The 14671-nt window shown below is 62.0% G+C and carries 12 protein-coding genes; 3 read left to right on the top strand and 9 right to left on the bottom strand.

Annotated elements, in window-relative coordinates; translation table 11 throughout:
- The first annotated feature begins 207 nt into the window (after positions 1–207).
- The 3 genes from fabA to fabI are packed head-to-tail and all read left to right on the top strand — an operon-like array spanning position 208 to position 2812.
- Complete coding sequence (gene fabA / locus N2600_RS22910) at positions 208–723, top strand: 3-hydroxyacyl-[acyl-carrier-protein] dehydratase FabA (RefSeq protein ID WP_170262722.1); 516 nt, start codon at positions 208–210, stop codon at positions 721–723.
- A 45-nt stretch (positions 724–768) separates the two neighbouring features.
- Positions 769–2001 carry a beta-ketoacyl-ACP synthase I gene (gene fabB / locus N2600_RS22915; RefSeq protein ID WP_170262723.1) on the top strand — a complete coding sequence of 411 codons (1233 nt, stop codon included), beginning with the start codon at positions 769–771 and terminating at the stop codon, positions 1999–2001.
- Between the two features lie 4 nt (positions 2002–2005).
- The gene (fabI, locus tag N2600_RS22920; protein ID WP_162115592.1) at positions 2006–2812 is read left to right on the top strand and encodes an enoyl-ACP reductase FabI; all 807 of its coding nucleotides are present in this window, start codon (positions 2006–2008) and stop codon (positions 2810–2812) included.
- Positions 2813–2906: 94 nt separating this feature from the next.
- On the opposite strand, the gene N2600_RS22925 is transcribed toward fabI, so the two are convergent.
- The 9 genes from N2600_RS22925 to nusA form a co-directional block, all read right to left on the bottom strand.
- On the bottom strand, positions 2907–3923 hold the full coding sequence (locus tag N2600_RS22925) for a class I SAM-dependent methyltransferase (protein WP_017966453.1): 1017 nt from the start codon (positions 3921–3923) through the stop codon (positions 2907–2909).
- A 230-nt stretch (positions 3924–4153) separates the two neighbouring features.
- Positions 4154–6292, bottom strand: a complete 2139-nt coding sequence (gene pnp, locus N2600_RS22930) for a polyribonucleotide nucleotidyltransferase (protein ID WP_026154380.1) — start codon at positions 6290–6292, stop codon at positions 4154–4156.
- A gap of 349 nt (positions 6293–6641) precedes the next feature.
- On the bottom strand, positions 6642–6911 hold the full coding sequence (gene rpsO / locus N2600_RS22935) for a 30S ribosomal protein S15 (protein WP_003544317.1): 270 nt from the start codon (positions 6909–6911) through the stop codon (positions 6642–6644).
- A gap of 153 nt (positions 6912–7064) precedes the next feature.
- Positions 7065–7916 (bottom strand): alpha/beta fold hydrolase, encoded by an 852-nt coding sequence (locus tag N2600_RS22940; RefSeq protein ID WP_222385672.1) that lies wholly within the window; start codon positions 7914–7916, stop codon positions 7065–7067.
- A gap of 95 nt (positions 7917–8011) precedes the next feature.
- Entirely contained in the window at positions 8012–8944 is a 933-nt protein-coding gene (gene truB / locus N2600_RS22945) for a tRNA pseudouridine(55) synthase TruB (RefSeq protein ID WP_222385671.1), read from the bottom strand.
- 13 nt (positions 8945–8957) lie between these two features.
- A complete protein-coding gene (gene rbfA, locus N2600_RS22950) occupies positions 8958–9362 on the bottom strand; it encodes a 30S ribosome-binding factor RbfA (RefSeq protein WP_017966457.1) in 405 nt (134 codons plus the stop codon).
- A gap of 150 nt (positions 9363–9512) precedes the next feature.
- Positions 9513–12245: a translation initiation factor IF-2 gene (gene infB / locus N2600_RS22955; protein WP_260297478.1), complete on the bottom strand. Its 2733-nt coding sequence runs from the start codon at positions 12243–12245 to the stop codon at positions 9513–9515.
- Between the two features lie 101 nt (positions 12246–12346).
- Positions 12347–13039 (bottom strand): RNA-binding protein, encoded by a 693-nt coding sequence (locus tag N2600_RS22960; protein WP_170257477.1) that lies wholly within the window; start codon positions 13037–13039, stop codon positions 12347–12349.
- Positions 13036–14637 carry a transcription termination factor NusA gene (nusA, locus tag N2600_RS22965; RefSeq protein WP_003555785.1) on the bottom strand — a complete coding sequence of 534 codons (1602 nt, stop codon included), beginning with the start codon at positions 14635–14637 and terminating at the stop codon, positions 13036–13038. Before nusA ends, N2600_RS22960 begins: the two co-directional genes overlap by 4 nt.
- Positions 14638–14671 lie beyond the last annotated feature (34 nt).

Below are 14671 nucleotides of genomic sequence, written 5' to 3' on the forward strand. Positions count from 1 at the left end.
GGGAGCCTGATAAACGCGGCAAAAACGGGCTTTTGACGCAAATAGGTCTGGTCCCGGCTCTAGCCTTCCTGTATGCGACCACCAAATAATGGTGCAAGCCTGGTCCGGGGCGATGAATGAAGCTGCCTTGCTTGTGCTTCATTTTCTGAAGAACCTGGACTACACGTTCACATCCATCGGCTTGACGCGGGGGGAAAAAGAAACTTCATGACGACCAGACAGTCCAGCTTCTCGTATGACGAACTCATCGCTTGCGCGCACGGCGAGCTGTTCGGCCCCGGCAATGCGCAGCTGCCCCTGCCGCCCATGCTGATGGTTCACCGCATAACGGAGATTTCCGAAACGGGTGGCACCTTCGATAAGGGCTACCTCCGGGCGGAATATGACGTGCGCCCCGACGACTGGTATTTTCCCTGTCATTTCGAAGGCAATCCGATCATGCCGGGCTGCCTCGGTCTCGACGGCATGTGGCAGCTGACCGGTTTTTATCTGGGTTGGCTCGGCGAGCAAGGCCGCGGCATGGCGCTTTCAACAGGCGAAGTGAAATTCAAGGGCATGGTCCGGCCGCAGACGAAGCTGATCGAATATGGCATCGACTTCAAGCGTGTCATGCGCGGCCGTCTGGTCCTCGGCACGGCCGACGGCTGGCTAAAGGCGGACGGCGAGACCATATACCAGGCGGCCGACCTTCGCGTCGGTCTATCGAAAGACAAGACGGCCTGAAACCGCATTTCGAGCGGCTGACGAAAACAACAAAGGTTTGATCAGATGAGACGGGTAGTTGTCACGGGTCTGGGTGTCGTGTCCTCGATCGGAAACGACGCGGCCGAAGTCACCGAATCCTTGCGGCTGGCAAAGTCGGGTATCTCCTTTTCGAGCGATTTCGCCGAACACGGGTTCAAGTGCCAGGTCTGGGGCAGTCCGAAGCTCGGTTCGGCGGAACTTGCCGAACTGGTCGACCGCCGCGCCATGCGTTTCCTGTCGCAGGGCGGCGCCTGGAACCATGTGGCCATGAAACAGGCACTTGCCGATTCCGGCCTGGAAGAGAAAGACTACGCTCAGAACGAGCGTACCGGCATCATCATGGGCTCCGGCGGTCCGTCCACCCGCACCCTGATCGAAGCTGCCGAGATCACCGTGAAGAACAACAGCCCGAAGCGCATCGGCCCCTTCGCCGTGCCGAAGGCGATGTCCTCGACCGCATCGGCCACGCTCGCCACCTGGTTCAAGATCCACGGCGTCAATTATTCGATCTCGTCGGCCTGCTCGACCTCGGCGCATTGCATCGGCAACGCCGCCGAGATGATCCAGTGGGGCAAGCAGGACGTGATGTTCGCCGGCGGCCACGAGGATCTCGACTGGACGATGTCCAACCTCTTCGACGCCATGGGCGCCATGTCCTCCAAATATAACGACACACCGGACAGCGCCTCGCGCGCCTATGACGTCAACCGCGACGGTTTCGTCATCGCCGGCGGCGCCGGCGTGCTGGTGCTCGAGGAACTGGAGCGCGCCAAGGCCCGCGGTGCCAAGATCTATGCCGAGATCGTCGGCTACGGCGCAACCTCGGACGGCTACGACATGGTCGCTCCGTCGGGCGAAGGCGCTATCCGCTGCATGCGCCAGGCGCTCGCCACCGTCAAAGGCGATGTCGATTATGTCAACACCCACGGCACATCGACGCCGGTCGGCGACAGCAAGGAAATCGGTGCGATCCGTGAGGTATTCGGCTCGAAGATCCCGCATATCCAGTCGACTAAGTCGCTGACCGGCCATTCGCTTGGCGCTGCCGGCGTGCAGGAATCGATCTATTCCCTGCTGATGATGCAGCAAGGCTTCATCGGCGAAAGCGCCCATATCACCGAGCTCGATCCCGAATTCGAAGGTGTCCCGATTGTGCGCAAGCGCATCGACGACGCGAAGATCGACATTGCCCTCTCCAATTCCTTTGGCTTCGGCGGAACCAACGCCACGCTGGTCTTCCAGCGCTATAACGGATAATAATATGACGGGAATCATGCAGGGTAAGCGCGGGCTCGTCATGGGCGTCGCCAACAACCACTCGATCGCCTGGGGGATTTCAAAAGCTCTCGCCGCACAGGGTGCGGAACTCGCCTTCACCTATCAGGGCGATGCGCTCGGCAAGCGCGTCAGGCCGCTTGCTGCCGAGGTCGGCTCGGATTTCGTCCTGCCCTGCGACGTCGAGGACGTCGCCTCGGTCGATGCCGTGGTCGACGCGATAAGCGAGCGCTGGGGCAAGCTCGATTTCATCGTTCATGCCATCGGCTTTTCCGACAAGAACGAGCTGAAGGGTCTCTACGCCGATACGACGCGTGAGAATTTCAGCCGGACCATGGTCATTTCCTGTTTCTCCTTCACCGAGATCGCCAAGCGCTGCGCTCCGTTGATGGAAGATGGTGGTTCGATGCTGACGCTGACCTACAATGGCTCGACGCGCGTCATCCCGAACTACAACGTCATGGGGGTTGCCAAGGCAGCGCTCGAGGCTTCGGTGCGCTATCTCGCCGCCGACTACGGCCCGCGCGGCATCCGCGTCAATGCCATTTCCGCCGGCCCGATCCGCACGCTTGCCGGCGCCGGCATCTCCGATGCACGCGCGATCCTCTCTTGGAACCAGCGCAATGCGCCGCTGCGCAAGGCCGTCACCATCGATCAGGTCGGCAGCTCGGCTCTCTACCTGCTCTCCGACCTTTCCTCCGGCGTCACCGGCGAAATCCACTTCGTCGACGCCGGCTTCAACGTCACCTCGATGCCGACACTGGAAACGCTGCGCAGGGCTGACATCGAGTAAACGCTATTCGATTGAAACTCAAAGGCCGTGCGCAGATGATGCGCACGGCCTTTTTGTTGTTCGATGATAGGATCGGCGTCGAAGCCGCGTAAGCCTATTTCTTCGCCCAGAGAACCTTGAAGCGTGCGTTACGGCAGGTTTCGCCGCTTTCCCTGAAATTCGCCGCCAGAACCGGCTCGTAGGGCAGGCCGCGATTGGCGACGAGCATCAGGCGGCCGCCGCCGCGAAGGGCGGATGCGGCAGTCTTGATCATTGCCTGGCCGAGCGCCGGCTCGGCTGCGTGGCCCTCATGGAAGGGCGGGTTCATGATGACGAGGTCGTATTTGTCCTTGACCGGCTCGCCAGCCAGATCGTGCCAGAAGAAGCGTGCAGGCGCGTTCGGGCAGTTCTTGGCCAGATTACCCTTGGCAGCCTCCAGAGCCGCGTGATCGGCCTCGTAGAGGTCGAGGCGGGTCAGTCCACGCGACTTCTGCGCCATCTCGACGGAAAGATAGCCCCAGCCGGCGCCGAAATCCGCAACATCGCCGGTGAAATCCTCAGGCAGGCGCGAGGCGAGCAGCTCCGATCCGGCATCGATGCGGTCATGCGAGAACATGCCGGCGGTTGCATTGAAGCGGCCGTCGACGCGTACCGGCGCCTTTGCCAGCTTGGAAATGATCTCGTCTGCATCCGCCGGCCGGCCGAACCAGAAGGCAACGCCGTGATATTTCGGCATATGGTCGACTGCGAGATTGAAACCTTCCATCCGCTTGCGCAACGGCTGGATGCCGTCTTCCTTGGCGCCGGCAACGACGATCAGGCCGCCGAGCCGCGTGCGGGCGATAGCGGCGGCGAGATTGGCCTCGTTCTCGCCCTTGTGCTTGGTGCAGAGCACTAGAGCCGCATCGTAGTCCTCGCCGTCGATCTCCGGCTTCGCTTCGATTCGCTGCGCCAGCAGCTGCCGGTAGAGCGGCCGGAAGCCCTGGACGGCGCTGAGCGAGGCGGCAAAGCCTTCCGGCAGCGCAAAGCCTGCCTCGGCGCCGAGGAAGAGCACGCGCTCGCCTTCGCCGGGCGCCGCGACTGTGCCGCTGGCAAAGGGATGGAACAGGGTCTTCAGCGTCTCGCTGCTCATGGTCTCGTCTCGTCTTAAAGCATGTCGCGCAAAAGTGTTCAGCGGTTTTGCGAGCACGACATGCGCAAAACCAAAGGCCTGAAGTGCGGCTAGAGCGCCACGCGTCTTTTCAGACGCGCTAAGGACGCTCTATCACTTTGAATCTGCGATCTGAAAGATCGCGCCGCGCTTTAGGATACAAAAAGGGCGCGGAAGCATTCCCGCGCCCGGTCTTGAATCTGGAAGGCGGCTTATTCGGCCGCTTCTTCCTTCTTCTTCTCGTTCGCAATTTCCTGGCCGGTGGCCTGGTCTACGACCTTCATCGACAGGCGAACCTTGCCGCGTTCGTCGAAGCCGAGCAGCTTGACCCAGACCTTGTCGCCTTCCTTGACGACGTCCTGGGTCTTGGCAACACGCTCGGAAGCGAGCTGCGAGATGTGGACAAGACCGTCGCGGGCGCCGAAGAAGTTGACGAAGGCGCCGAAGTCGGCGGTCTTGACGACCGTGCCTTCGTAGATCTGGCCGATCTCAGGTTCGGCGACGATCGAGTGGATCCACTTGCGGGCCGCTTCGATCTCTTTGCCGGAGGACGAGGCGATCTTGACGGTGCCGTCGTCTTCGATGTTGATCTTCGCGCCGGTCTTTTCGACGATTTCGCGAATGACCTTGCCGCCGGAGCCGATGACTTCACGGATCTTGTCGACCGGGATGTTCATGACTTCGATGCGCGGAGCGAATTCGCCGAGCTGGCCGCGGCTTTCGGTGATGGCCTTGGACATTTCACCGAGGATGTGGACGCGACCGCCCTGGGCCTGGCCAAGGGCGACCTTCATGATCTCTTCGGTGATACCGGTGATCTTGATGTCCATCTGCAGCGAGGTGATGCCGTCGGCGGTACCGGCGACCTTGAAGTCCATGTCGCCGAGGTGGTCTTCATCACCGAGAATGTCGGAAAGGACAGCGAAGCGATCGCCTTCCAGGATCAGACCCATGGCGATACCGGCAACCGGCTTTGCCAGCGGAACGCCGGCGTCCATCAGAGCGAGTGAGGTACCGCAGACGGTCGCCATCGAGGACGAGCCATTCGACTCGGTGATCTCGGAGACGACGCGCAGCGTGTAGGGGAACTGCTCAACGGTCGGCAGCATCGGACGGATCGCGCGCCATGCGAGCTTGCCGTGGCCGATTTCGCGGCGACCCGGGGAGCCCATGCGGCCGGTTTCACCAACCGAGTAGGGAGGGAAGTTGTAATGGAGCAGGAAGCGCTCCTTGTACATGCCCGTCAGGCTGTCGACATACTGCTCGTCTTCGCCGGTGCCGAGGGTCGCAACGACGATCGCCTGGGTTTCGCCGCGGGTGAACAGCGCCGAACCGTGGGTGCGCGGCAGAAGACCGACTTCTGAAACGATCGGACGGACGGTTTCGAGGTTGCGGCCGTCGATACGGCTCTTGGTGTCGAGGATGTTCCAGCGGACGATCTTCGCCTGCAGATGCTTGAAGATCGCGCCGACTTCTTCGGCCGTGTACCGGGCTTCGCCTTCCTCGGGGAGGAAGTGTGCCTTCACCTTCGCCTTGACGGCGTCGACGGCGGCGTAGCGGTCGGCCTTCTGGGTGATCTTGTAGGCTTCGCGAAGTTCACCTTCGGCAAGGCCGAGCATCTCGGTTTCGAGAGCGGAGTAGTCTGCCGGCTGGAAGTCGCGCGGCTCCTTGGCGGCCACTTCGGCGAGCTTGATGATCGCATCGAGAACCGGCTGGAAGCCCCTGTGGCCGAACATGACGGCGCCGAGCATGACGTCTTCGTTGAGTTCCTTGGCTTCGGATTCCACCATCAGCACGGCGTCGTAGGTGCCGGCGACGACGAGGTCGAGGCTCGATTCGTCCATCTCGTCGAGATGCGGGTTAAGAACGTATTCGCCGTTGATGTAACCGACGCGTGCACCGCCGACCGGGCCCATGAAGGGAACGCCGGAGAGCGTCAGCGCAGCCGAGGTCGCGACCATCGACAAGATGTCCGGGTCGTTTTCGAGGTCATGCTGGATAACGGTAACGACGACCTGCGTGTCGTTCTTGTAGCCTTCCGGGAAGAGCGGGCGGATCGGGCGGTCGATCAGGCGGGAAACCAGGGTTTCCTTTTCGCTCGGACGGCCTTCGCGCTTGAAATAGCCGCCGGGAATCTTGCCGGCCGCATAGGTCTTTTCCTGGTAGTTGACGGTGAGCGGAAAGAAGTCCTGGCCGGCCTTCGGCGCCTTGGCCGAGACGACAGTGGCGAGGACGACGGTTTCGCCGTAGGTGGCGAGAACCGCGCCGTCGGCCTGACGGGCGATCTTGCCGGTTTCGAGCTTCAGCGGGCGGCCGGCCCACTCGATTTCGACTGTGTGTGTATCAAACATGTCTTGTCCTTCAATGCGGGAGCACGCGCCATCGCCGATATCAAGGCGCAGCGCACAGTCGACCGCAATCAATGTGACGTATCACGGGCAAGACAACGGGAGGCTTTTCATCCTCGGTTTCCTCAGGCATTCCTGAGAAACCGGGCCAAAGCTCGTTGACAAGCCTTGGCCGAAAGCATCCGGCAATCCTGCCCCATGACAGGTCAACGGTTGGTTTGGCAGATCCGGCCCATCCGGGTCTGCCGGTCTTTCCACCGCTTAGAAGATAGGGCGCGGCTGGAATATTCCATCGGGAACGTCGTCCCGAAACACATCCGGCGGGCGCTTGGAAAGCGCCCGCCGGACAATCTTAGCGGCGGATACCCAGGCTGGTGATCAGCTTGGAATAGCGGCCTTCATCCTTCTTCTTGAGATAATCAAGAAGCGAGCGGCGGCTCGAAACCATCGTCAGCAGGCCACGGCGGGAATGGTTATCCTTCTTGTGGTCCTTGAAGTGTTCGGTCAGGTTGTTGATGCGTTCGGTCAGGATCGCGACCTGGACTTCCGGAGAACCGGTATCGCCTTCAACGGTCGCATATTCCTTGATCAGCGCAGACTTGCGCTCAGCAGTGATCGACATCGGGTGATCCTTTCTAAGAGGAGGAGATAAAGTCGCCAAAAGCCGGGATGTCGTCCAGCTTTGGCCGTGAATGCGAGCAGGCAAACCTGACGCTGGCGCTGCCTATAAACCAAATAAGCCGCGATGGAAAGAGGGGAGCTCCTGCAGCGGTTTTCAGCGGCCCGCCATGGCGTCCCGGATCATCGCATCGTAACCCATGGGATCCTGCAACATGGCGAAATGGCTGGCGTCTTTCAGGATCACCAGCTTGGCGCCCGGAATGACTTTCGCCATCATCTCCGTATGGTCGAGCTTTACGGCCTCATCATGGTCGCCGATGGCAAGCGTGACCGGCACCGAGATCTTTCCAAGATCCGCCGCCGTCCAGGCCGGCTGGGTCGCCCACATCTCGGAGATCTGGGTGACGAAGGCGTCGTATTCGTTCGGCGTCGGCGACAGCTTCCTGTAATATTCGCCAGCGACGTTGATGTAGTCGTTGAAGGTCTTGTTGTTCAAGACGTCAGCCTTGACGCCGTCGGTCGTGACGTTGGCCGCCTGGGCAATGACGCGCGTCAGCTTCTCCGGATGTTTCATCGCCATGTCGATGCCGATGATGCCGCCGTCCGACCATCCCACAAGCGTCACCTTGTCGATCTTCAGATAATCGAGAAGCGCGACGTAGTCAGACGTCATCAGGTCGTAACCGAAGGGCTGCTGGCTGCGCGTCGAGCGCCCATGTCCGCGGCTGTCGGCAACGATGACCCGATGATCCCTCGCAAAATCGGCGACCTGGTGACCCCAGACGTCTGCATTTCCAAGACCGCCATGGATGAAGAGAATCGGCTCGCCTTCGCCATATTCGGCGTAATACATCTTGATGTCGTTCACATCGGCCATGCCGCTCGTCTTTGCCACCGGCATCGAAGGAAAGGCCGGAAGCTCGGCCCAGCGCTCGGCGGATTGAGCGCCGGCGGCGGCAAGCAACATCGAAAAGAACATCAGGATTGCGATAACATTTCCGCGCATAGTGTTCCCCCTGTCGGGCCGCCATGGCCCGACAGGGAAAATATCTCATTGCTGGCGGCTGACAATCTCTGTCGTTGTCACAAACCCAAACAGGTTCAGGCGAAAACCCGCTTCGGGCGAAACTCGCCCTGGCCGATCTCGCCGATCGCGATCAGCCTGCCGCGGGCCGTCGCATAGGCTTCGCTTTCGGCAATCGGCGCATCGCGGCCACGCACCAGGATCGGGTTGCCCATCTTCAGCCGGTGCGCCTGGTCGTCGTTGATGACGAGATGGGGCAGGGACGAAAGCGCCTCGCAGGTGTCGATCAGCAGCGCGTCGAGGGCCGCCAGCCGCTCGTCCATGTCCTCGATCGCCTCCAGTGACACGAGATCTGCGAGCGGCACCATGGCCTCTTCCGCGAAGGGCGCGACGAAGATGCGCCGCAGCCCGGACACGTGGCCGTAGCAGCCGAGCTCGCGGCCGAAATCGCGCGCCAGCGCCCTGACATAGGTGCCCTTGCCGCATTCCACTTCGAAATGCGCGGTATTGGCGTCCGGGCAGGCAATCAAGGTCAGCCGGAAGATATCGACCTCACGCGAGGGGATTTCGACGGTCTCGCCTTCGCGCGCCAGATCATAGGCACGTTCGCCCGCTATCTTGATCGCGGAAAACTGCGGCGGCACCTGGCTGATGGTGCCGATATATCCAGGCAGAATATCGCGGATCTGCTGTTCGCTCGGGCGCTTGTCCGAGCTCTCAGTCACTTCACCCTCGAGATCGTCGGTCGCCCGCTGCTCGCCCCAGCTCACCGTGAACTCATAGATCTTGCGGCCGTCCATCACGTAGGGAACGGTCTTCGTCGCGTCGCCGAGCGCGATCGGCAGCATGCCGGAGGCGAGCGGATCGAGCGTGCCGGCGTGACCGACCTTCTCAGCCTTATAGAGCCACTTGATCTTGGAAACGGCTTCCGTCGAGCCGAAATCCACCGGCTTGTCGAGGATCAGCCAGCCGGAAATCGGCCGGCCCTTGGGTTTGCGTGGTTTGGACATGCGTCTCTTCTGTTTATTGTTCGTCATTGTCGCCGTCGAGGTCGCGGCTCACCTCGGGCGAACGCAGCAGCTCGTCGATCTTCTTGTAATTGTCGAAGCTGGTATCGTCGCGGAAGCGCACCTCCGGCATGTATTTCATCTGCCGAAGCTGCTGCCCGAGCCGGCCGCGGATAAACCTCGCATTGCGGTTCAATGCTTCGATGACGATGCTGTGATCTGAAACGCCGAGCGGCGTCACATAGGCGGTGGCGATCTTGAGGTCCGGCGACATGCGCACTTCCGAGATCGAGATCACGGTCGCCTCGATGACGTCGTCGCGCACCTCGCCGCGCTGCAGCACCTGGGTGATAGCGGCGCGAACCTGTTCGCCAACGCGCAGCATGCGCTGCGAAGGCGCGGAAGAAGTTGCTCTGGTCATTGTTATCTCTATTTGCCGATGCGGCTGGGAATCGAACCCGTCAAAGAAGAGCGTCCATGACTCTTTTGTTCCAAAAGGTCAAGTCGCCAGATGCTCGAACGCCATCCGCCGGCTGGCGGATGGCGTTCGAAAAAGTTCAGGCGCAGCAGTTTAGAGCGTGCGCGTGATATGCTCGACGCGGAAGCACTCGATGACGTCGCCGGCGCGCATGTCTTCGTAGTTTTCGAAGGCCATGCCGCATTCCTGACCCATCGGCACTTCGGACACTTCGTCCTTGAAGCGCTTGAGCGTCTTGAGCTTGCCTTCGTGAACGACAACGTCGTTGCGGATGAGGCGGACGCCTGCACCACGTTCGACCTTGCCTTCGACGACACGGCAGCCTGCGACCTTGCCGACCTTGGTGATGTTGAACACCTCGAGGATCTCGGCGTTGCCGATGAAGGTTTCGCGCCGTTCCGGAGACAAGAGACCCGACATCGCTGCCTTCACGTCATCCACGAGGTCGTAGATGATGTTGTAGTAGCGGATTTCGATGCCTTCGCGCTCGGCGAACTGGCGTGCCTGCGTATTCGCACGAACATTGAAGCCGATGATGGCCGCGTTCGAGGCTTCGGCGAGCGAGATATCCGACTCGGTGATGCCGCCGGCGCCCGAATGGACGATGCGGGCGCGAACCTCGTCGGTGCCGAGCTTCTCCAGTGCGCCGGCAATCGCTTCGATCGAGCCCTGCACGTCACCCTTGATGACCAGCGGGAACTCCTTGATGCCGACGCTCTGGCGCTGCATCATCATCTGTTCCAGCGAACCGCGCTGTCCCGACTGGCGGGCGGCCGCCTTGTCGCGGGCCAGACGCTGACGATATTCCGAGATTTCGCGGGCGCGGCTTTCGCTTTCGACGACGGCGAACTTGTCGCCGGCCTGCGGCGTGCCGGACAGACCGAGAACCTCGACCGGCGTTGCCGGACCAGCCTCCTTCACATGGTCACCCTTGTCGGTAACGAGAGCGCGCACGCGGCCCCAGACGTCGCCGGCGACGATGATCTGGCCCGGACGCAGTGTGCCCTTCTGGACGAGCACGGTCGCGACCGAACCACGGCCACGATCGAGTTGGGCTTCGATGACAGTGCCTTCCGCGGTCCGGTTCGCATTGGCCTTGAGATCGAGAATTTCCGCCTGCAGGAGGATCGCCTCGAGCAGCTTGTCGAGGTTCTTGCCGGTCTTGGCCGAAACCTCGACGTCAAGCACTTCGCCGCCCATGGATTCCACGAAGACTTCGTGCTGCAGCAGCTGGTTGCGGACCTTCTGCGGATCGGCCTCGTGCTTGTCGACCTTGTTGATCGCCACGATGATCGGAACACCGGCCGCCTTGGCGTGGTTGATCGATTCGATCGTCTGCGGCATCACGCTGTCGTCGGCTGCGACGACCAGGATCGCGATGTCGGTCGCCTGCGCACCGCGGGCACGCATTGCCGTGAAGGCGGCGTGGCCGGGCGTATCGATGAAGGTGATCTTCTGGCCGTTCTGCTCCACCTGGTAGGCACCGATATGCTGGGTGATGCCGCCGGCTTCGCCGGAGACCACGTTGGCATGGCGGATGGCGTCGAGCAGCGAGGTCTTGCCGTGGTCGACATGGCCCATGATGGTAACGACGGGCGGGCGCGAAACCAGTTCGCCATCGTCGTCGGACACGTTGAAGATGCCGAGTTCGACGTCGGATTCCGACACGCGCCTGACCGTATGGCCGAATTCGCCGGCGATGAGTTCGGCAAGGTCGGCGTCGATGACGTCGCCCGGCTTCATCATCTGGCCTTCCTTCATCAGGTACTTGATGACGTCGACGGCGCGTTCGGACATGCGCTGCGACAGTTCCTGAATGGTGATGGTCTCGGGCAGAACCACTTCGCGGGAGATCTTCTCGCGGGTTTCCTGCATCTGACCGCGGCGGAACTTCTCCTGCCGGCGACGCATCGCGGAGAGCGAACGACCGCGGGCATTGTCCTCGCCGTCGACGTTGGCGGTGGTGATCGTCAACTTGCCGCGACGGCGCTCTTCATCCGTCTTCGGACGAGTCGTGACCGGCTTTGCCGGTTCCGGGCGCACGACGCGGCCACGGACCGGGCCGCTGCGCGCTGCGCCACGATCGTCTTCTTCCTTTTCGTCGCGACGGCCGCGAACGGCGCCGGGGACGGCAGCGCCGGGTGCCGGACGGGCAACAGGTGCTCCAGCCGCATCGGGCCGGCGTGCGGCCGGTGCCGACGATGCGGGCTGCTGCGGCCGTGGCGCGTCGGAGCGTGCTTCGGCCGCAGCCGGTTCTGCGGCTGCCGGTTCGGCAACAGTGGGTGCTTCAGCCTGCCGGATAGCCTCTTCAGCAGCCCGGCGGGCAGCTTCCTCCGCTTCGGCTGCCTTGCGGACAACCTCTTCGGCGGCACGGCGCTTTTCTTCCTCGGCGCGGCGGATCGCATCCTGGGCGTCACGCGCCTGGGAGTCGGCAAGCGCGCGGCGGCGGGCGTCCATCTCTTCCGGCGACAGATGGTTCAGCACCACCGGGCGCGGACGATCGTTCTGGCGCGGCGGCTGCGGACGCTGGTTCGTCTGGTTGTTGTTGCCCTGCTGAACCCGCGGAGCCGGCTGCTGCGGACGTGCCTGCACGGGTGCGGGCGCCGGTTCGGCTGCGCGGACGGGGGCCGCCGGAGCGACGGGTGTGATCGGCTTTTCATCTTCCGGGCGCATCGGGCGCCGCTTACGGGTCTCGACGACGACCGCCTTGGTGCGGCCTCGACCCATATCCTGGCGAACGGTACCCTGGCTCATCCCCGATGGTTTCAGGGTGAGTGTCTTTTTGCCCGCTACGCTGATTGTCTTGTCGTCGTTACTATCGGTCATTCGTTCCCGTTCCTTCGGACAGGGAGCGATGACTAGATCAGACCCTGTCGTTCAATACTGTCGATCAATGAGAATGGGACCGGCCGATGCCGGTGACCGTCTCATTGTTTTTGCCGGCCAGCGCCGCCCGCTGCCCGGGACTGACCGCCATTACGGTACTGTTCGAGCATCTTTGCGCGCTTCACTACACCTTCACCCGCCTGCCCTGCAAGCACTGCGGCATGGATAAAAGCATTCTGGCCCATCAGGCCTTCCATTTCGCTCTCCGAGAAGAGACGGAAGGAAGGTATCTCCTCCTCGGTCTCCATTCCGAGGTGCCAGGCCTTGCGGGCCTGGTCGATTTTCCGGACGCCGTCGTCCGCTGCACCAGTCGCGTGGAACACCGCAAGGGCTGCTCCACTTCTGACCGCGGCATCCACTTTCGAGGACCCGCTGACGAACTGGCCGGCTTTCCGCGCCATGTTCATCATCTGCATCAATTGCGCCGCCAGCAGCCGGTCGACATTGGCGCCGAGATCGTCCGCCGCCTTTACATCCGTCTTCAGCGCGCGGGCAAAGAGCTTCTTTGCCACCGCCCTGTCGACCAGCGACCGGTCGATCTTCACCCAGCATCCGCGTCCCGGAAGCTCGCGCTTCAGATCGGCGACAACTGTTCCATCGGGAGCGGCGACGAAGCGGATCAGCTCTTCCGGCGATCCGCTTTCGCGCGTCACGATGCACATGCGTCCGTTCACGTCATAACCTGCAAGATCGTCGTCCTCGAGAGGAGCGTCCGGTTCATGCGCGGTCATCATGCTTCTTGTTCGGCTTCGGTGACCTCTTCTTCGGTCCCCTTCGCCAGGTCCTCTTGCGTGATCCAGCCGGCCGAAAGGCGGGCCTGGACGATCATCTGTTCTGCTTCGACGCGCGAGACGTCAAACTTCGAGAACAGCCCTTCGAACTTCTTCGTTTCACCGTTCTTGCGTTCCGACCAGCCGACGAGATCGTCGGCAGCGCAGCCGGCAAAGTCCTCGATCGTCTTGATGCCATCTTCGCCGAGCGCCACCATCATCTGGGCGGTCATGCCGTTGATCTCACGCAGTTCGTCCTGAACACCGAGCGCCTTGCGCTTCTCGTCCATCTCGGCTTCGAGACGCTCGAGGAATTCGCGGGCACGCTGCTGGATTTCCTGCGCCGTCTCCTCGTCGAAACCGTCGATCGAAGAGATTTCGTCGAGATCGACATAAGCCAGTTCTTCAACCGCGGCAAAACCTTCCGAAGCCAGAACTTGGCCGACCATCTCGTCGACATCGAGCGAATCCATGAACAGGTTGGTGCGCTCGTTGAATTCCTTCTGGCGGCGCTCCGATTCCTCGGCCTCCGTCATGATGTCGATATCCCAGCCGGTCAGCTGCGAGGCGAGGCGGACGTTCTGGCCGCGGCGGCCAATCGCAAGCGACAGCTGCTCGTCGGGAACGACGACTTCGATACGCTCGGCATCCTCGTCGAGAACGACCTTGGCGACTTCGGCCGGCTGCAGGGCGTTGACGACGAAGGTCGCCGGGTCTTGGCTCCACGGGATGATGTCGATCTTCTCGCCCTGGAGTTCGCCGACGACGGCCTGGACGCGCGAACCGCGCATACCGACGCAGGCGCCGACCGGATCGATCGAGCTGTCGTTCGAGATCACCGCGATCTTGGCGCGCGAACCCGGATCGCGGGCGACCGACTTCACCTGGATGATGCCGTCGTAAATCTCCGGCACTTCCATGGTGAACAGCTTCACCATGAACTGCGGATGCGTGCGCGACAGGAAGATCTGCGGGCCGCGCTGCTCGCGACGGACATCATAGACGTATGCACGGACGCGATCGCCATAGCGGACGTTTTCGCGCGGGATCATTTCGTCGCGGCGGATGATGCCTTCGCCACGGCCGAGATCGACGATGACGTTGCCGTATTCGACGCGCTTGACGGTACCGTTGACGATTTCGCCGACGCGATCCTTGAATTCGTCGAACTGGCGGTCACGCTCGGCTTCGCGGACCTTCTGGACGATCACCTGCTTGGCCGACTGTGCGGCGATGCGGCCGAAATCCATCGGCGGCAGCGGGTCGGCGATGAAATCGCCGAGTGCGGCGTCCGGGTTGCGGTCGCGGGCCAGCTCCAGCGGGATCTGCGTCGAATAATCCTCGGCCTTCTCGACGACTTCGAGCAGGCGCTGCAGGCGGATTTCGCCGGTCTTCGGGTTGATGTCGGCCCGGATGTTCGACTCGGTGCCGTAACGGGAGCGTGCCGCCTTCTGGATGGCATCGGCCATTGCGGCCAGCACGATCTCGCGGTCGATGACTTTTTCGCGCGCCACTGCATCTGCGATCTGCAGAAGTTCGAGCCGGTTCGCACTGACTGCCATTGTCTTGTTTCTCCGTCTTTACTCCAGGGTTCCC

It is taken from the genome of Rhizobium sp. WSM1274 (genome assembly GCF_025200775.1).
In the GTDB taxonomy this organism is placed as follows: Bacteria; Pseudomonadota; Alphaproteobacteria; order Rhizobiales; family Rhizobiaceae; genus Rhizobium; species Rhizobium leguminosarum_I.

Coding starts and splice junctions, on each gene's coding strand:
- fabA (WP_170262722.1), top strand. CDS start 208: ATGACGACCAGACAGTCCAGCTTCTCGTATGACGAACTCATCGCTTGC.
- fabB (WP_170262723.1), top strand. CDS start 769: ATGAGACGGGTAGTTGTCACGGGTCTGGGTGTCGTGTCCTCGATCGGA.
- fabI (WP_162115592.1), top strand. CDS start 2,006: ATGACGGGAATCATGCAGGGTAAGCGCGGGCTCGTCATGGGCGTCGCC.
- N2600_RS22925 (WP_017966453.1), bottom strand. CDS start 3,923: ATGAGCAGCGAGACGCTGAAGACCCTGTTCCATCCCTTTGCCAGCGGC.
- pnp (WP_026154380.1), bottom strand. CDS start 6,292: ATGTTTGATACACACACAGTCGAAATCGAGTGGGCCGGCCGCCCGCTG.
- rpsO (WP_003544317.1), bottom strand. CDS start 6,911: ATGTCGATCACTGCTGAGCGCAAGTCTGCGCTGATCAAGGAATATGCG.
- N2600_RS22940 (WP_222385672.1), bottom strand. CDS start 7,916: ATGCGCGGAAATGTTATCGCAATCCTGATGTTCTTTTCGATGTTGCTT.
- truB (WP_222385671.1), bottom strand. CDS start 8,944: ATGTCCAAACCACGCAAACCCAAGGGCCGGCCGATTTCCGGCTGGCTG.
- rbfA (WP_017966457.1), bottom strand. CDS start 9,362: ATGACCAGAGCAACTTCTTCCGCGCCTTCGCAGCGCATGCTGCGCGTT.
- infB (WP_260297478.1), bottom strand. CDS start 12,245: ATGACCGATAGTAACGACGACAAGACAATCAGCGTAGCGGGCAAAAAG.
- N2600_RS22960 (WP_170257477.1), bottom strand. CDS start 13,039: ATGATGACCGCGCATGAACCGGACGCTCCTCTCGAGGACGACGATCTT.
- nusA (WP_003555785.1), bottom strand. CDS start 14,637: ATGGCAGTCAGTGCGAACCGGCTCGAACTTCTGCAGATCGCAGATGCA.